The organism is Streptomyces auratus (genome assembly GCF_050433025.1).
GTDB lineage: Bacteria > Actinomycetota > Actinomycetes > Streptomycetales > Streptomycetaceae > Streptomyces > Streptomyces sioyaensis.
On record NZ_JBNGCB010000001.1, the window covers coordinates 2970527 to 2988437 of the forward strand.

11 protein-coding genes are annotated in these 17911 nt (G+C 72.0%); 2 read left to right on the forward strand and 9 right to left on the reverse strand.

The annotated features are described in order from the left end of the window. Window positions 1–5 precede the first annotated feature (5 nt). The 5 genes from BKA18_RS12805 to BKA18_RS12825 all read right to left on the reverse strand — a co-directional run bounded on the left by BKA18_RS12805 (window position 6) and on the right by BKA18_RS12825 (window position 9323). The gene (locus tag BKA18_RS12805) at window positions 6–6353 is read right to left on the reverse strand and encodes an SDR family NAD(P)-dependent oxidoreductase (protein WP_366043260.1); all 6348 of its coding nucleotides are present in this window, start codon (window positions 6351–6353) and stop codon (window positions 6–8) included. Window positions 6354–6389: 36 nt separating this feature from the next. Further along, the gene (locus tag BKA18_RS12810; RefSeq protein ID WP_366043261.1) at window positions 6390–7724 is read right to left on the reverse strand and encodes a beta-ketoacyl synthase N-terminal-like domain-containing protein; all 1335 of its coding nucleotides are present in this window, start codon (window positions 7722–7724) and stop codon (window positions 6390–6392) included. A 79-nt stretch (window positions 7725–7803) separates the two neighbouring features. After that, complete coding sequence (locus tag BKA18_RS12815) at window positions 7804–8010, reverse strand: DUF5988 family protein (RefSeq protein ID WP_231976925.1); 207 nt, start codon at window positions 8008–8010, stop codon at window positions 7804–7806. Between the two features lie 352 nt (window positions 8011–8362). Beyond that, window positions 8363–8632 (reverse strand): hypothetical protein, encoded by a 270-nt coding sequence (locus BKA18_RS12820; RefSeq protein WP_006605516.1) that lies wholly within the window; start codon window positions 8630–8632, stop codon window positions 8363–8365. Between the two features lie 136 nt (window positions 8633–8768). Further along, the gene (locus BKA18_RS12825) at window positions 8769–9323 is read right to left on the reverse strand and encodes a hypothetical protein (protein WP_366043262.1); all 555 of its coding nucleotides are present in this window, start codon (window positions 9321–9323) and stop codon (window positions 8769–8771) included. Window positions 9324–10164: 841 nt separating this feature from the next. Between BKA18_RS12825 and BKA18_RS12830 the strand changes: the two genes are divergently transcribed. Next, the gene (locus BKA18_RS12830) at window positions 10165–11214 is read left to right on the forward strand and encodes a tyrosine-type recombinase/integrase (protein WP_366043263.1); all 1050 of its coding nucleotides are present in this window, start codon (window positions 10165–10167) and stop codon (window positions 11212–11214) included. Window positions 11215–11307: 93 nt separating this feature from the next. Here BKA18_RS12830 and BKA18_RS12835 read toward each other — a convergent pair whose 3' ends face one another. Both BKA18_RS12835 and BKA18_RS12840 read right to left on the reverse strand, forming a co-directional pair. Then, entirely contained in the window at window positions 11308–12108 is an 801-nt protein-coding gene (locus BKA18_RS12835) for an IPT/TIG domain-containing protein (protein WP_366043264.1), read from the reverse strand. Window positions 12109–12640: 532 nt separating this feature from the next. Next, window positions 12641–13909: an FAD-dependent monooxygenase gene (locus tag BKA18_RS12840; protein ID WP_366043477.1), complete on the reverse strand. Its 1269-nt coding sequence runs from the start codon at window positions 13907–13909 to the stop codon at window positions 12641–12643. Between the two features lie 185 nt (window positions 13910–14094). Between BKA18_RS12840 and BKA18_RS12845 the strand changes: the two genes are divergently transcribed. Next, window positions 14095–14856: a TetR/AcrR family transcriptional regulator gene (locus BKA18_RS12845; protein ID WP_366043265.1), complete on the forward strand. Its 762-nt coding sequence runs from the start codon at window positions 14095–14097 to the stop codon at window positions 14854–14856. Between the two features lie 33 nt (window positions 14857–14889). Here the strand turns inward: BKA18_RS12845 and BKA18_RS12850 are convergent, their stop codons facing one another. Both BKA18_RS12850 and BKA18_RS12855 read right to left on the reverse strand, forming a co-directional pair. Beyond that, on the reverse strand, window positions 14890–16356 hold the full coding sequence (locus tag BKA18_RS12850; protein ID WP_366043478.1) for an IPT/TIG domain-containing protein: 1467 nt from the start codon (window positions 16354–16356) through the stop codon (window positions 14890–14892). A 309-nt stretch (window positions 16357–16665) separates the two neighbouring features. Then, window positions 16666–17769 carry an alpha/beta fold hydrolase gene (locus tag BKA18_RS12855; protein ID WP_366043267.1) on the reverse strand — a complete coding sequence of 368 codons (1104 nt, stop codon included), beginning with the start codon at window positions 17767–17769 and terminating at the stop codon, window positions 16666–16668. Window positions 17770–17911 lie beyond the last annotated feature (142 nt).

Consider the following 17911-nt stretch of genomic DNA (forward strand, 5'->3'; position numbering starts at 1 on the left):
TGCGGCTAGGCCGCCGAGAGATCCAGGCCCAGTTGTTCCGCGATACCGGCCGCGAGGGCGGCCAGCGTCGGGTGTTCCCAGACGAAGTTTCTCGGCAGGGTGAGGGTGAAGGAACGGTCGAGGCGTACCCGCAATTCCATGGCCAACAGCGAGTCGAAGCCCAGCGACTTCAGCGGTGTCTGCGGATCGAGAGAGCTTTTGCCCAGTCGGAGAACATCACGGACATGACCCGCCAGATGGTCTTCCAGAGCTGATCTGCGCGCCAGGCCGGTGGGCAGGGCGGCGAGTTGGGCACGAATGTCGTCGGTGTTCTCGACAGCCGTGTTCCGGTCCGCCGGCGGGGCATCGCCGGACACCGCGCTGAAGAACGGGAGATGCCGGCCCGCGGGCGGCACCCAGGTTTCCGGCGGGCCAGGAATGACCCCGGTCTGCACCCGCCGGTGGGACAGCAGCGTCTGCAGGGCCGCCAGCCCCTGGTCGGTGGGGATGGTGCGGTAGCCGCGGCGGCTGAAGTCGGTGGCGACACCGATCTCGCCCCACGGGCCCCAGTTGACCGCCACCGTGGGCATCCCCTGGGCGGAGCGCCAGGCGGCGAACCCGTCGAGCCAGGAGTTCGCCGCGGCATAGACGCCCTGGCCGGGGTTGCCCAACAGGGAGGCCATGGAGGAGAACGCCGCGAACCAGTCGAGCGGGTGGTCCTCGGTGGCGTGGTGCAGATGCCAGGCGCCGTCCACCTTCGGCAGCCACACCCGCGCCAACTGGTCGTCGGAGACGTTGGTGAGCACGGCGTCGTCCAGCACCATGGCGCAGTGCACCACACCGTGCAGCCGGAAGCCGTCACTCACCGCGGTGGACACCAGCCGCCGGGCGGTGGCCGGATCGGCGATGTCGCCGAGGACCACCGACACCTTGGCGGACCTGCCCACCGTGGTGGCCAGCGTCTGTGCGACGTCGGGGGTCGGGGCGGAGCGGCCGTTGAGCACGACATGGCCGGCGCCGTGGGCCGCGAGCCACTTCGCCGTGGCCAGGCCCAGGCCGCGCAGTCCGCCGGTGACGATGTACGCCCCGCCCTCCTGCACCGGCATGTCCAGATCGGGCAGCACCGCCGCGGCCTCCCCGGTGTCGGGCACGGTCAGCACCAGCTTGCCGACGTGGTCGGCGGCCGCCATGGTGCGGAAGGCCGTGGTGGCCTCGGACAGCGGATACTCCGTGCAGTGCAGGGGCTTGAGCCGGCTCTCCTCGAACGCGCCGAGCACCTCGCGCCACACCGACGCGAAGGTCTCGGGCCGGTTGCGCTGCAGCTCGATCAGGTCGACGGTGCTCAGGGTGACGTTGTGCCGCAGCGGCAGCATGCCCAGCGGGGCGTCCGCCATGATGTCGCGCACCCCCAGCTCCACGAAGCGGCCGAAGGGGCGCAGCGTCTCCAGGCCCGTCCGGATGGCCGCCCCCGACAGCGAGTTGAGGACGACGTCGACGCCCTCCCCGTTGGTCGCCTCCCGGGTGCGTTCGCCGAACTCCAGGGTCCGGGAGTCCATGACGTGGCGGATGCCCATGCCCCGCAGATAGCGGCGCTTGTCCTCGCTGCCGGCCGTGGCCAGCACCTCGGCGCCCAGCAGCCGGGCCACCGCGATCGCCGCCAGACCGGTGCCGCCGGTGGCGGAGTGGATCAGCACCCGCTCCCCCGCGGTCAGCCGGGCGACCGACCGCAGGGAGTACCAGGCGGTCAGGAAGGCGATCGGCAGGCCGGCCGCGGCCACCGGGTCGATGCCGAACGGGACGGGGGCCACCGTCTCGGCGGGCAGGGTCACGAACGAGCCGAAGGCCCCGCCGCGCAGATCGACCGCGAGCACCTCGTCGCCGACCTGCACCCGCTCCACCCCGTCGCCGACCGCGCTGACCACACCGGAGCACTCGAAGCCGATCCGGTAGCGGACGTCGAGGTCACCGGGGAGCAGGCCCATGGCGGTGAGCACATCGCGGAAGTTGAGGCCGGCGGCGGTGACCTTCACCTCGACCTCGCCGGGCCGTGGCGCGCGCCGCCCGGTGGCCGCGTACTCCAGGCTCGACAGGTCACCGAGCCGGGACGCGCGCAGCCGGAACCCGTCCGCCCCGTACCGCACGGTGCACGGGGTGGCGGCACGGTCCTGTGCGCCCTGGGTCGGGGCATGCCCCAGGCGGGCCACATAGCGGCTGCCGGCCCGCAGGGCGACCTCGTCGTCCGCCGCGTCCGCGAGCAGCTCCAGGGCCACCTCCTGCGGCCCGGGGTCCTGGGCGTCGGTGTCCACCGATACCGGCCGGACCTCGGGGTGTTCCAGCGCGCCGACCCGCAGCAGGCCGCGCAGCGCGCTCTGGCCGAGGTCGACCTCGTCACCCGGCACGACGCCACGGGCCCCGCGGGTGACGACGTACAGGCGTGGCGCCCCGGTGGTGGTGGCGGCGAGCGACTGCAGCGCGCCGAGCAGCCTGCGGGTGCGCCGCAGGGACTGCACCGTCGGGTCCTCGTCGTCCGGGGGTCCGCACACCAGCACCACACCGCGCGGGGCTTCCAGGGTGGCGGCCAGGCGGCCGGTGAGGGTGTCGCGGAAGGAGGTGAGGGAGCCGCCGTCAAGGGCGCGGTCCCAGACCACCGTTCGGGCGGTGTGCTTGCGCAGCGCGGCGGCCAGTGCCTGGGCCGAGCCGTCCGCCTCGCCCACGATGACCCAGCTGCCCGGTGCCTGTGCGCCGTCCGGCGTCACCCGGGGGGCCTGCTGCCAGCCGATGTCCAGGAGCCAGTCGTCGACCGCCGCGGCACTGGGCGCGGCTCGCCGGGCGAACCGCATACCGTTGACGACGAGGACCACGGCGCCGCTGTCGTCCAGGAGGCGCACGTTGGCCACTATGACTTCCGGGGTGATCTCGCTGACGTGTGCGTGGCAGTACACGGCGCTGTCGGGGTCGCCGAGGATGCGCAGCGCCTGCATCCGCACCGGCAGCACCAGCGCGGAGTCCTCCTCGTTGATCAGCGGCGCCACGGCGAGCTGGGCGCAGAGGTCGAGCAGGACGGGGTGCAGCGGCAGCCCGGACGGCGGGGTCTGCGCCTGGGCCGGTACCCCGACCCTGGCCCAGAAGCTGTCGTTGTGGCGGCCGGTGTGCAGTTCCAGGACGCCGTTGAAGGCCGGGCCGTGGTCCAGTCCGCGCCGGCGCAGGCTGTCGTAGAGCGCCGAGGGCTCCATCGGCATCGGATGGCGCACGCTCATCGCCTCGACGGACCGCGGGCGCAACTCGGGGCGCACGGTCAGCCGGTGCAGCACCGCCTCGGCCTGCCGCTCCCAGCCGCCGGTCTCGTTGCGGGCGAGAATCTCGCACCGGGCCCGGTCCGGTGCGGTCAGGGTGACGACGGTGGAGACCTCGGTCCGCGGGCCCAGCCGCAGCAGCTGCTCGAAGTGGACGTCGGTGACCTCCACCTCGTCGGGTGCCGCGCCGAAGACCTCACAGGCGGCGGCGAGCGCCAGACCGCAGTGCGCCGCTCCGGGGAAGACCGGGTTGTCGTGCACCTTGTGGTCGGCGAGCCAGGGCAGCGCGTCGGTACCGGCGTCGGCGCGCCAGCTGTGCCGCACGGGCTCGCCGGGGAACTCGGAGTGCCGGCCGGGCAGCGGGGCCCGGGGCGCCTCGGCGGCCTGCGCGGGCGCCGTCGCGGCGTCGGCCCAGTGGTGGCGGCGGTCGAAGGTGACGGTGGGGGCGTCCACGAGGTTGCCGTCGTCGTACAGATACCGCCAGTTCACCGGCACACCGGCGCAGTGCGCGGCGGCGAGCTGGGTGCGCAGCGTGGTCTGCTCGTCCTCCTCACGGCGCAGCGTGGGCAGGACGACGGGGTCGGTGACGAGTGAGGCCAGGCTCCGTTCGACGGAGTGGGTGACGACGGGGTGCGGGGAGATCTCGGTGTAGACCACGTGCCGGTCGGCCGCCGCGGCGGCCACCGCCTCGGCGAACCGCACCGGGCGGCGCAGGTTGTCGCACCAGTAGTCGGCGTCGAAGGCGGGGGTGACCCCGGCATCGACGACCGTCGAGTAGAACGGCACCTTCGGCGACCGGGGTGCGAGCCCGGCCAGGGCCGTACGCAGCGCCGGCAGGACCGGGTCCACCAGCGGGCAGTGCGAGGCGACGTCCACGGCGATCGGGAACACCGGGATCTTGCGGGCCTCCCAGGCGGCGGCCAGCCGGCTCACCTCCGTGGTCCGCCCGGCCACGACGGTCGAGTCGGGCGCGGACAGCACGGCCACCGACACCGTCTCGGCCGCGCTGTCGGCGAGTTCCTCGCGCACCCTGGCGGCATCGAGTCCGACGCTCAGCATGCTGCCGCTGCCGGCGATGTCGCTCAGCAGCCCCGAGCGCCGGCAGATCACCCGGACGCCGTCGGCCAGGGACAGCGCACCGGCCACCACCGCCGCCGCGACCTCGCCCATGGAGTGGCCGATCACCGCGGCGGGTTCGACGCCGTGCGCGCGCCAGGTGGCGGCGAGGGCGACCTGGAGGGCGAAGAGGACCGGCTGCACCGTGCCGCAGCCCTGGACGGGTCTGCCGTGCCGGATCACGTCGAGGACGGAGACCTCGCTCTGCGCCGCGATGAGCTCATGGACCTCGGTCAGCGCGTCCAGGAAGGCCGGTTCGGCCTTCAGCAGTCCGCGCCCCATACCGGGCCACTGGGAGCCCTGGCCGGAGAACACCCACACCGGCTGCCGCTCGACCGAGGCGCCCACGGCGCCGGTGACCACCGCCGGGTGCCGCTGCCCCGCCGCGAACGCCCGCAGCGAGCCGATGAGTTCACGGCGGGCGGAGGTCACCACGCCCATCCGGCCGCGGCCCGCGCAGCGCCGCAGCGCCAGGGTGTGCGCGAGGTCGTGCAGCGGGAGGTTCGCGCCGTCGCCCTCCATCCAGTCCGCGAGCCGGGTGGCCGCGGCCGGCAGCACGTCCGGGGAGCCCGCCGACACCAGGAAGACCTCGGACGGCGGCTGCGCGGGCCGCCCGGAGCTCTGCCGCCGGACGGCCGGGGACTGCGGGGCCTGCTCCAGCAGGACGTGGGCGTTGGTGCCCGAGAAGCCGAAGGAGGACACCGCGGCCAGCCGGGTGGGCGTCCGCAGGGGCCAGGCGCTCAGCTCGGTGGGGACGAACAGCCGGGTGCCGACGGCCGAGATGGCCGGATTCCAGCGGCGGAAGTGCAGGTTCGCCGGAATGGTGCCGCGTTGCAGACACAGCACGCTCTTGATCAGTCCGGTGACGCCGGCGGCCGGTTCCAGATGCCCCACATTGGTCTTCACCGAGGTCAGGGCGCAGCGGCCGGGGCCGTTGCCGTAGACGTCGGAGAGGCTGGCGAACTCGATGGGGTCGCCCACCGGGGTGCCGGTGCCGTGGGTCTCCACCATTCCCACGTCCCGCGGGTCGACCCCGGACTGGGCCAGGGCGTCCCGATACAGGGCCCGTTGGGCGGTCACCGATGGTGCCGCCAGCCCTTCGGAGGAACCGTCCTGGTTCGTGGCCGAGCCGCGCAGCACCGCGAGTACCCGGTCCCCGTCCCGTACCGCGTCCGTGAGGCGCTTGAGCACCACCACACCACAGCCCTCACCCCTCACGAACCCGTCGGCGTCGGCGTCGAACGTCCGGCAGCGCCCGCCGGACGAGAGCATGCCCATCCTGGCGAACGACCGGGTGATGCGCGGCTGGAAGGTCAGCGTGACGCCGCCGGCGAGCGCCAGGTCGCACTCGCCGGCGGACAGCGCCTGACGTGCCATGTGCACGGCCACCAGCGAGGAGGAGCAGGCGGTGTCCAGCGCCACGCACGGCCCTTGCAGCCCGAGCAGGTAGGAGATCCGCCCGGCGGCCACACAGTGGCCGTTGGTCAGGATCGACCCCTCCAGTTCCTGGGGGTGTCCGGCGAGGTGATCCATGTAGTCGGTGTAACTGATGCCGGCGAAGACACCCGTGGGGGTGCCGTTCATCCGGTCCGGCGGGAGGCCGGCGTGTTCCAGGGCCTCCCAGGTGACCTCCAGCAGCAGGCGGTGCTGGGGGTCGAGGACATCGGCCTCACGTCCTGAGACACCGAAGAAGGCGGCGTCGAAGCCCGCCACATCGCGCAGGAAGCCACCCTGCCGGGGGGTTTGTTCCCCCTCCGCCGGCCCCGGGAGACCCCCGGGGACCAGGCGCCGTCTTTCCTCGGGCAGGTCGCCCACCGCGTCCCGCTCCTCGACCAGCAGCCGCCACAGGGCCGCGGGCGAATCGGTGTCGCCGGGGAGCCGGCATCCCATGCCGATCACGGCGATGTTCTCTGTTGCGAGTCTGGGTTGCGTCTCGGCTGTCGAGCCGTGCGTGTCGTTGCTCATCGGGGTCTCCGTACGTGGGAGGTGATCTGCCCTTCGTCACACGGCTTCCGGGCTGCCGAGAAGGATGGCGTTCTTCACGCCGCCGACCTGGTAGTTGAGGGACAGCGCGTAGTCGAAATCGAGCGCGCGGGGGCGGATGCCGGGGACGGGGTCGAAGGGCAGCCCCTCGACGGGCTGTTCGCAGTTGGCCGTCGGGCACACCTGTCCCCGTTCGAGCATCATCAGCGTCATGGCGACGCCCAGGCAGCCGGCCGGTGCGCCGTTGTGGCCGAAGCAGCCTTCCTGGGACGTCATCAGCACCGTGCTGTCGGGCCCGTACAGCTCCTTGACGGCGTTCGCCTCGAAGGTGGTGACGACGACATTGCCGTCACTGCCGCCGTGGACATACGGGACGTCGTCGATGTGCCACCGGTCGCCGAGGCAGCGGCGGACGGCGGTGACGAGTTCCGCGCCGGTCTCCTCGCACGCCAGGGGGTTGGCCAGGCCGTCGCGGGTCAGGGCGGTGGACAGCACCTGTCCGTAGACGTGCGCACCGCGCCGGGCGGCGTGCTCCCGGCTCTCCAGGATCACGGTGGCGGAGCCCTCGCCGTGGTTGATGCAGTCCGCCCGGCGGTCGTAGGGCCGCATCAGGGACGTGAAGGACGGCAGCAGTTCCGGCATGTCGGTGGTGCGCAGCGCGTCATAGGTCTGCTGCGCCCCGCCCAGCAGCCGCTGGATGTTCTGGATGAGGTGGACGTTGAACACGTCGACCCCGGTCACGACCGCGACCTCGACCTCGCCCTCGGCGATCATCCGCCGGGCGTTGCCGATCTGCACGGCCGACGAGGCGCAACCGCACGAGACGGTGTAGCAGGGGCCGTTGGTACGGGTCAGGGCCCCTTGGACCAGTGCGACGTCCGACGGCGTGATGGCTTGTTGAGCGGCCACGAACAGCTCCATGGCTTCCGGTGCGGTGGTCTTTCCGGGATCCGCTCTCAGCACCGAGAGATAGCTTTCGATGTTCGCGTCCACACCGCCGCGCCCGACCAGTATTGCCGCTTCGCTCAGCGCCCCGCCGTTAAATGTCAGTCCGGCATCCGCGGTGGCTTCCGCCATCGACACCAGACCGTAACGGTGGGCCGCGGTGTAATGCCGGGAAAAGAACGGCGGGACATCCGGGAGGCGTTCGTCGAACATCTCCTGGGTGAGATCCACCGAGCCGTAGTAGACCTCGTCACGCTTGAGGCAGGTTTGGCCGTTGGAGACGACAGCCCACATGTCGTCGGCCGTGAAGACCGGCTCCGTCCGGCCGGGCAGACAGAATCCGACACCGGTGACGACCACATTCCGGCCGTCATTTCGGCTTTCGGAGTGCCCTGATACTCGCGTCATGACCGGACTCCTTCACTCCTGAGATTCCGCATGTTCCTTCTCCTCTTTGCTCGGCTTTCTCCTGCGGACCGCACGGCGCCTACTCGGCGATTCTTGTGCGGTAGCACCAGCGGTAGACGGGGACCGGCTCTCCGCCGACGTCCACGTATTCGCCGTAGAATTCGAAACGCTCGTACCCGTTGCCCCGCAGGACCCTTATCGGGTCGTTCACGGCGTCACGTGCGTGCTGCGGCAGGGAATTTCCCTCCGGCCCGTCGACGAGGACCAGCATTGTTCTTTTCGCCATGGTTTTCTCCGGTGTTCTGTCGCAGTGGGTTTGTGGGGCGGGCGGGGAGTTGCCGTGGGGGGAACCCGGGTGCAGTCACTGCGGGCTGCGGCCGAGGAGGACGGTGCGCCACCGGACCGGCCGTGTCCGGTGGAGCGACGGGGCGAGGGGCGGTTCGCCGGGGGGGCGGTGGGGGGCGGGCCGGCCGGTCACGGCGGCGTCCCTGGGGGCGGGACGCCGTTTCGGGTGTCCGGATCCGCGGCCAAGCGGACGGCCCGGTGGCGGCGGGGTGCAGGTCGGCGGCCGCGGGGCGGCGGGCCGGACACGGTGCCGGGGAGCTGCGCGCGGGACCCGCGCCGGGCGCACGCCGGTCTCAGCGGACCGGCCGTGCCATGGAGGTGAAGGCGCCCTCGGCGGCGCGGTCGGAGCTCCCGTCGGCGGGGAGCACGGCGCCCACCGGGCCGGCCGTGGGGGACGGCGGCGCGGTGGGCGCGGAGGCGTCGGAGGGGGTGGACGCGGGGCCGGCGGCGGCCGGCGGGGGCCCACATGGCGCCGCGGTGGCGTCGGCGGGGCCGCTACGGGTGGGGGGAGGGGGGACCGGGGCTCCGCCACCGGTGGCCCCCTGGTGCGGGGAGAGAGGCATCGCTGTTCCTTGGCGTCGAGGTTGTGGGACCTACCTGGAGGTGCCGTGGGAGCCGGCCGGAACCGGTCGTGGCGGGGGCGGCGGAAGCCGGTCCGACGGAAGGCACCGGCGGGGACGCCGGGCGGGGGGACAGCCGTCAGCCGGTGCAGCCGGGGACAGGGCCCTGCGGGGCGCGGGTATCCGGGACGGTGTCCCGGCCCTCAGGGGCCGGCAGGGCGGCCGGAGCGTGGCGTGGGCGGCGGGGGCGGCGGGGGGCCGCGGCAGGGGCGGCGCCGGCGGCCTTCGGTACGAGGGACCCGGCCGGTACGAGGCGTCCGCCGGCGCCGGGGACGGGCACCGGTCCGCCCGCCGCGCGGAGGCGGAACCGCCCGCGGGGATTCAGGCGGGCGAGGGGGCGCCGCCGTACCGCCGGGCACGCCGCGCCGGTGCGCCGGAGCCCCGCGGCACCCGAACTGCCGGTGTCGCGGGGAGCGTTGAGGAGCAAGGTGCCGTAAGGCGCCGGTGTCCAGCGGCCGTTGTCCGCCGCGGGTGCCGGGTCGACCGGGGTGGCGAACGCCGACTTCCCGTAGGTGGCCGGGGTCGTGACACTCGTGTCGTCGCCGGCGGAGCCGGGTGCCGGTGCCGCCGCGGTGAGGCTCAGGATCCCGGTGCGGACACCGTCGATCCAGCGAATGAAGGAAAGAGTTCGCATTGAAGCCCCCTGACCGAATGTGGGGGGCCGATCAGCCGGTGCCGAGGAATCGGCACCGGCTGACGGATCCAAAACCCTCTACCGGGGACGCCCATACGGCATCTCGGTCTGACCGCAACCAGGCGCTGGGGCCGGGCCAACGGGTAGGCCAGGTGCCGCTCCCCGGAGAGGATGGGCGGCCCACCGGTTGGATGGAACTAGTTATCCATGCGGCTCGTCGCGCTACAACAGTCAATCGATAAGGCCACCCGTTCGGAGCAGCGCGAAAAGTGGAAACTCGTACCAACTTGCGCAATGGCCTTAGTAGATGCCTTTATTCCACACATGGCTGATGAAGCGTTTGATTGCCGACCGCGCCCGCCCGGTCACCAGCTGGAACCGCCTGGCCAGGCAGGGCGGGCGCTTGTCATTCTTGTGCGCGGAACACATCCGGACCGACCGTCCGGCATTACGCGGCGACGTCGAACCATCACGACCATGACAACGGAAGTCATTACACCATCCCGCGTTCCCGCTCCGCAGCCACATCTCCCTTTGCACTTAGCCTAGTTGGCGCTGCGTCCACAATTCTCCCGTACCTGTGACTGATCCGCGGGAGGCCGCCGGCGCGGACCGTCCGCGCTGTAGAGCTCGGACATTTTCCGGCCTTGGGGCCGGCCCTCGTCCCCCTCCGTGGCGGACAGCACGCCAAAGTGCTCTCCGCCGGAGCTCACAGTTCACTGCACCGCCCCGGGCAAGGGGTGACCGGATTCCTCGATTCCGATTTCGCGCTCCCGAGTGAATCGCGCCATCGGTGCCGGCCGGCCGAATAACTCCCCGATCAGACAAGGGTGATTCGATAATGAACAATGACGCCGGGTATCCGTTTCCCCCCGGGGACGAGATCCATGCGATGTCACTCGCCGCCTACGGGGAACGGCGGTGGCCGGCCGCGATGCACGGCCTGGAAACGCTGACCATGTCCCCGTACCAGGCCGGGTGGCGGCTGCGGGTCGTACCCAGCATCGGCCACGTCCCCGTCCGCGAGGTCACCCGCCGGGTCGTCAATCGCGCCCTGCACTGCTGGATCGCCGACGAATGCGGCCTGTCGACGGTGAAGAACAGCCTTGCCGTGCTCGTCCGCGTCCTGGAGCAGGCCGTACGCGACGGGGTGCTCGACGCCAATCCGGCCCGGGTGGCCGGCTGGCAGCAGGAGTACCAGCGGGCGCAGAGCGAGCGCAGCACGCCCAGGGCGCTGGCCCTGCCGGACGTGCAGACGCTGGAGCGGCTGGCGGCCTCGCTCGTGCAGCGGTCCTCCGACGGCCACGAGGGATGGGGGGACGTCGTCCGGTTCGCCGCCTGGACCGGTACCCGCTTCAGCGAGGTGTCCGCCCTGCAGGCCCAGGACATCGATGTGAGCACCTGGACCTGGCACGTCCAGCGCTTCACCGTGTCCGAACCGGACGGCTTCGGCGACCGGGCCTGCCGGGGCCGGCACCAGCGGGTGGTGCCGCTGCGCCCCGCCGCCCGCGAACTGGCCGCCGCGCGGCTGGAATCGGCGCGCCACCTCCCGCACGCCCGGCTGTTCACCGGTCCGGACGGGAGCCGCTTCACCGCGGCCGTCCTGCGGGACACCACCCGCTGGGACGATGTGGTGGCCGAGCTCGGTCACGAGTACCTCCGGCGCCAGGACCTCCGGCACACCGGACTGACTTGGATGGCGGATGCCGGGCTGCCGCTGCCCTTGCTGTGCGGCGCCTCCGGGCGCCCCCTGGAGGACGCCCGGCGGTATCTGCCTCCCGACCGGCATCCCCTCCCCGCGCAGAGCCATGGGGAACCACCGGCAAGTCCGGCCCCCGCCCGTACACCGGGCGGGGGCCGAACCCTTTTCCTGCAACGGCCTCAGAGGTGACCGCACCGGGCCGCTCCGGCCAGGTCCGGTCGGGCCCGCACGCACCCGTGGACCTCAGGCCGAAGCCCGGACCGGCGCCCCTGGCGAGGGCCCTCACACGTAGGTGAACGTCCCCGCGCTGGCGCTGCCGCCCGCGGTCTGCACGGTCACCTGCACCGTCGAACCGACGGTTCCGGGCGGGACGACCCCGGTCAGGATGCTGCCGCTGACCACCACACTCGTGGCGGGCGCGGCCCCGAACAGCACCGTCGCACCGGCCAGGTTGGTCCCGACGATGGTGAACGTCGCTCCCGCAGAGGCGGTGGCCGGCGTCACCGTACCGGTGATCGTCGGAGCCGGCGGCAGGTAGGTGAACCCGCCGGGAACACTCGCGGTACCCCCCGGAGTCGTCACCACGACCGGGACATTGCCTCCCGCGGCAGGCCCGGCGGGAGTGACACCGAGCAGCACCGTGCCGGTCGGGTCCGTGCCCACCACGGTCGCCGCGTTGCCACCGATGGTGACGGTGGCGTTCTGCAGATGCGACCCGGCGATGACGAACGAGGTACCGCCCGCGATCGGCCCCGCGTTGGGCGTGATGGTCGCTGCGACCGGCGGGACCGGCGCGACGTAGGTGTAGCTCACCGGGTTGCTGGTACCGCTGCCGGTGGTGACGGTGACCTGTACGGTGCCCGCGGCGTGCGCCGGGGCCACGACCGTGACGGTCAGGCCCAGCGGGTCCTGCCCGACGATGGTCGCCGTCGCCCCGCCGAACAGGACGCTGGTGGCGCCCGCCAGGCCGAGCCCGATCAGCGTCACGGTGTTGTTGCCCCCGGGCGGCCCCGAGTTCGGCAGGGCGGCGATCAGAGTGGGCCCGAAGGGAGGCAGTGCTGGCTGCGGTGTGGATGTGGACATCTGGGTCCTCCTGCTGTGTGAGCGCGTAGCCCGGCCCGCTCGTGACAGCGGTGAGGCACACGCCGGAACCGGGCACTGACAGCAGCCGGGCCGCACAGGAGGACGACGCAGGCGGCGCGCCACGGCCGGCTCACCTCTGGCCGGTGAAAAGGGCCGTCGCGTCACTGGCCGCCCTTCGAGCCCTGCAGCGAAGAGGGCTGGTGGGTGGGCCGACTACCGAAGCCCGAGGGGGATGGACGGCCCGCCGACCAGGCACCACCAGTAATCCAGAAGAGTGCACACCGGGCAATCACGTTGACCCCAGAGCACCCTTTCGGCTCAGCGTGCATACCAGACGTCGCACAACACTTCCGCTACGGGAGCGGCGGGGGCCGGGGGCCCGGGGGCGGGCTGAGGCCGCGCCGCCCGGCTGACGGGTTCGTGCCGGCCAACGGGTACACGCCGCCCAACTGCCGGGTCCGCGCCGGCCCTGCCCTTCGCGGCCCCTCCCTCCCCCTCCCCCCTCCTCCCCCTCTCACGCCTCTCCCGCCCCTCACCCCGTCCGTATCCCACTCCCACCCATGGGCCCGGCAGGAACGGCCGCCGTCGCTTCCACCAGTGACGGGTAGTCCGCCAACTCGATCGCTGCGGAGAGTTTTTGCCCCTCCCCCAGCATGGCGGCGAGGGCGGACGGGTCGTTCAGGAGGGCGTTGCGGGCGTCCATGGCCTGCTGGGTGGGCGGGGCCAGGAATTCGCCTGCGCCGCGGCCGCCCTCCTGGCAGCGGGTCACATAGGGGCGCAGCTTCTGTTCGTAGCGGGCGAAGGCCGTGGCGTGGTCGCCGTCGGCGAGGGCCAGTTCACCGGCGAGGACATAGGCGCCGACGACCGCCGAGCCGGTACCCATCCCCCCGACCGTGGCACCGTGGGCGGCGTCGCCCAGGAGGGCTATGCGGCCCGTGGACCACGTCGGCACGTCGACGCGGCTGATGGAGTCGAAGTAGAGGTCCCCGGCGCCCCGGAGACTCCCTATCAGCTCCGGGGTCCGCCAGCCGGCTCCCTCGAAGGCCGCGGCCACCGCCGCCTTCTGGGACCGGAGGTCGCGTCGGTCGTAGGAGAGTTCCTCCGCGGCGAAGACGCAGAAGGATTCGCCTGTGTAGCCCGGTTCCCGGTCACGGCGGGGCACCCGTCCGACGGTGGCCAGCCGGCCCGGTTCGCCGTAGCCGACCTGGCGGGCGCCGAGGTCCCCCGCGTCCTCGGGCAGGTCCCAAGCCGCGACGTAGTAGCCGAGGTGGCTGACGAACTCCTCCTCGGGGCCGAAGGCGAGCCGGCGCACGGTGGAGTGCTGGCCGTCGGCGCCGATCACGAGGTCGAAGGTGCGCGGCGCGCCCCGTTCGAACGTGGCATGCACGCCGTCGGCGGTCTGGGTCAGGCCGGAGAGGGAGTCGCCGAAGACGTACTCGGGCGCACCGCCGGGGGCGGCACCGGGCGACGGAGCCAGGCTGTGCTCGTAGAGGATGCGGGACAGATCCGACCGGAGTATTTCGACCTCGCCGCCGGCGACCTCGGCGGGCATGGAGGCTAGTTGGCGGCCCTGTCCGTCGATGAAGCTCAGCGGGGCGCCGCCGCCGGTGCTGTGACTCTTGATGTCCTCCAGGACGCCCATACGCTCCAGGACCTGGAGGTGGGCCGTGCCGCGGAAGTCGACCGCGAAGCCGCCGCCCCGCAGGGCGGGGGCCACCTCGACCACCGTGGTGCGGAAGCCGTAGCGGCCGAGCCAGTAGGCCAGGGCCGGCCCGGCGACGCTGGCCCCCGAGATCAGCACGCTGCGCCGCCGTGAGGGCACCGCCCCGCGCTCCCTGGCCCGTTCGGGCCGCTCCGGACCGCCGTGTCCCCCTGCTGCTTCGTACGCCATCGCACGCTCCCCCGTCGATCGGTCGGACTGACAGAAGAAACTGTATCCGATGGACGCAGTTTTGTGTACCACGGACGCAGTTTTAGGATGCGGGGGTGGCAGGAGATGACGAGAAGCGCAGCGTGTTCGGGGATCAGGCGGGCAGCGTCGAGTTGCTGTGGGGCGGGCGCGAACGGCCCGGCCGGGGTCCCAAACCGGCACTGAGCCTGGAGCGGATCACGCGGACGGCGCTGGCCCTGGCCGACGCCGGCGGGCTCGGGGCGGTCTCCATGCAGCGGATCGCGGCCGAACTGGACTTCTCCAAGATGTCCTTGTACCGCTATGTGCCGGGAAAGACCGAACTGGTCGCGCTGATGATCGACATGGCGATGGGGGAACCGCCGCCGGACACCCCGGGCCCGGCCGGCGCCGAGCAGTGGCGCGTGGTGCTGCGGGCCTGGGCACAGGCGCTGACGGAGGTCTACGAACGGCACCCCTGGCTACTGGGCGCGGCCGTCGGCCCCCGCGTCATGGGCCCCAACGAACTCGGCTGGACCGAACGCGCCGTCGCCGCGCTCGCCGATACCGGCCTGAGCGGCGGCGAGCAGTTCGACGCCGTGGTCGTGGTGAGCGGCCATGTCCGCGCCCTCGCCCAGGTGTCGGCCTCGATGGGGCTGGGCAGCGCGCGGGCCAAGGAGCCCGAACAGGTCATGAGCGCCGCGCTGAACGAACTGCTCGCCGGCCGCGCCGACCGCTTTCCCGCGATCGCCGCGGCCGTCGCCGCCACCGAGGCCGACGTCACCGCACGTGACCAGGCAGGGGAGTTCGGCCTGGAGCGGATCCTGGACGGCCTGGAGGCCTATATGGGCAGGGCTTAGATTCCACCGGGACGCTACCGGCCGGTGCAGTCGCTACCGTCCGGTGTAGGTGAACTCGTCGTCCGGGCTGGTGGGAGAGGTGGCCTTGCCGACCGTCACGGTGATGTTCACCGTCTGCTGGACGTCGAGCTGACCGGGCGCGGTTGCGGTCATCTGGCCGGTGGAGACGAACTTGGATTCGGCCACCTTGTCCTTGAAGTGCACGGTGGCGCCGTTGGCGAAGCCCTCGCCGTTGATGGTGACCGGGGTGCCGACCTTTCCACTGGTCGGGCTGACCGAACTGACCACTACAGGTGCGGGTCCGCCATAGGCGAACTGCGACATCGCGATGGCCGGGGAGGTGCCGAGGGTGTTGGTGACGCGGACGTGGACGACGCCTGTTCCCTTGGGGACCTTGGCGGTGATCTTGAGGCCGGAGGGGTCGATGGTGGGCGGCTCGGTGCAGGCGAAGCGGCCGAAGTCGACCATGCTGTCCTTACTGAAACCCGTGCCGTTGATGGTCACCGTGTCGCCTGCTGCGCCGAAGGTGGGGCTCAGGTCGGTCACGACCGGCGGGGAAGGCACGTCAGGCGCCCCTACCAGGTCCAGGTAGGTGGAGTTGGCGTGCTGGTAGGCGACCTGGCCGAGGAAGTCCTGGGTGGTTTTGTGGATCAGCTTCTCGGAGAAGCTCGTGTATCCGGTGTTCATCAGGCAGAGCGTGCCGGGCTGGACGTAGACGTTGCCGTTGGTGCGCCTGGCGATCTTCCCGATGAGCAGCTTCACTTCGTCGGTCGCCTGCGGCCCCGGGCTCGGGTACCAGGCGGCGGTGGTGTCGAGATCGGCCCACGCGTGCGGTACCAGGTCGTAGGCGTTGTTCTGGCGCTCGTCGATGACCCACGGAACGGAGTCGAAGTAGTCGACGAAGCTCTGCACGCCGGCGGTGGGAGCGGCATAGGTCATCACCGCGAACTTCGGCTGTTTCGGCCAGGTCTGTGCCTGCAGGTACGGCGCGAGCATGCTGGCGATGCAACCGCCCAGGCTGTGGCCGGTCAGATAGACGGTCGGCTGCGGCGAGGAGGGCGCCGCCTTGAGCGCGACGGAGAGCGCCTGAGCGAGCGTGACGTTCGGGGAGGGAGAAGCGATCGAGCGGGCGGTGACCACTCGTGTGAACGCGTCCTTTGCCCCCTTGGAAACGTAGATGGGCGTCGGCGATCCGCTTTCGGGGAACGGGACGACCGTGCCGACATCGAGGTCCTCGAGGATGTCGATCCAATCGGCGTCCGTTCCGCGAGCGACCACGGCGAACTCGTTCGAGCCGTTGGTGCTCCGTGCGAGGTAGGCCATGTTGTGGTTGGCCTCGCTCAGGGCGAGCCACACCAGCTCCCACTCGTCCTGCGTCGCAAGGCTGGGATCGCTCAGCTGCGCGTCGATGCCGGTGATGATTCGTTTGGTCTGCTGCTCCAGGGTTTCCCCGGACGGACGCGGGGTGGCCCCGGTGGCTGCAAAGGCAGCCAGGGTCATGGTCACCTGGGCGATTGTCGGATCGGGTGCCATCGTCGTTCCTGCTCCTCGGATGTTTGCCGGTGCGGAGGCGGGACGGCCTTCGGCAGCATCAGGGCAGATCTGTGCCGATCCGGCCGTCAGAGCGGATCGCCACCATGAGACCTCCCCTCCGCGTTGTCCGGTGCTTTTCCTGCCGTCAGGTCGACCAGGTTCACCTTGTTGGCCGTTCGTCCTCCGTGTGCGCGGTTCGCCGAGCCGGGTGCGCGGCGCGGTCGCGGGAGCTGCGGTGTCCGCGACGTCCCCCAGCGCGGCTCGCCGCGCGACCCCTCAGTCCGCGGTGCGGGCGGGGGCCGCGGGCAGCGTGTGCAGCCAGTCGGTCAGCAGCCGGTTGACCTCCGTGGGGCGTTCCTGCTGGACCCAGTGGCCGCAGCCGTCCAGGAGGTGGGAGGCGGACAGACCCGGGAGGGTACGGGGGAAGGCCTTGATGGCGTCGGACATCCAGCGGGTGGGGGCGTCGAATTCCCCGCCGATGAAGAGTGCCGGCTGGGTGAGCGGGGCGCCGTTCCAGGCGGCGAGGTCCGCCCAGTCCCGGTCGACGTTGCGGTAGCGGTTGAGTCCGCCGGTCAGGCCGGTCCGCTCGAACTCCCCGGCGTAGAAGTCCAGGTCGGCTTCGGTGAGCCAGGGCAGGGGCAGTCGGACGTCCTCGGGGAAGCGGTCGGACAGCTTCCCTCCCGGGAGGACGGAGTAGCGGGCGACGTCCCCCGGGTCGGACGGCGGCACGGCATCCGACGGCGGCACGGCGTCGCCCGAGAGTGCGGCGTAGAAGCCCGCGAGCCAGCCGCGGACATCGGGCTCGATCTCCGCCTCCGCCCGCCCGGGCTCCTGGAAGTAGCTGATGTAGAACTCCCCGTCGCCGCCGAGCCGTGCGAAGGCCTCGGTGGGCCGGGTCTCGCCCCGGGGCGCGTAGGGGACGCTCAGCAGCGCCACGGCGGTGAAGACGTCGGGCCGCAGGAGTGCGCTGTTGGCGGCGATCGGCGAGCCCCAGTCATGGCCCGCGATCACCGCGGTCTCCTCGCCGAGGGCGCGCACCACCGCGACGTTGTCGGCGACATGGGCCAGCATCCGGTAGGCCGACACCTCGCGGGGCTTCGAGGAACGCCCGTAGCCGCGGACGTCGATGGCGACCGCACGGTAGCCCGCCGCGGCGAGCGCGGGGAGCTGGTGACGCCAGGAATACCAGGACTCGGGGAATCCGTGGACCAACAGGACGAGCGGGCCGGTGCCCTGCTCGACCAGGTGGATGCGGCCGCCGGGGACCTCCACCGTACGGTGCGTCGCCTCCGGCAGCGGGGCGGCGGACGGGTGTGGTCCCGGTGCCGCGCCGGCGGTGGACGGGGACGGTGTGGACGGTGTCGTGGCGGACTGCGACATGCATCCCTCCCAGGGGAGTTCGGCGGTGCTGGTGACGGCGGTGGTGACTTCCGGTCGAGGGCGGACGGCGGAGGGGTCGCGGCCTCCGCGGTCGGAGGGCAACTTCCGTGCGGATTCCCCGCCTTGGCGACCCCTTCGGCCA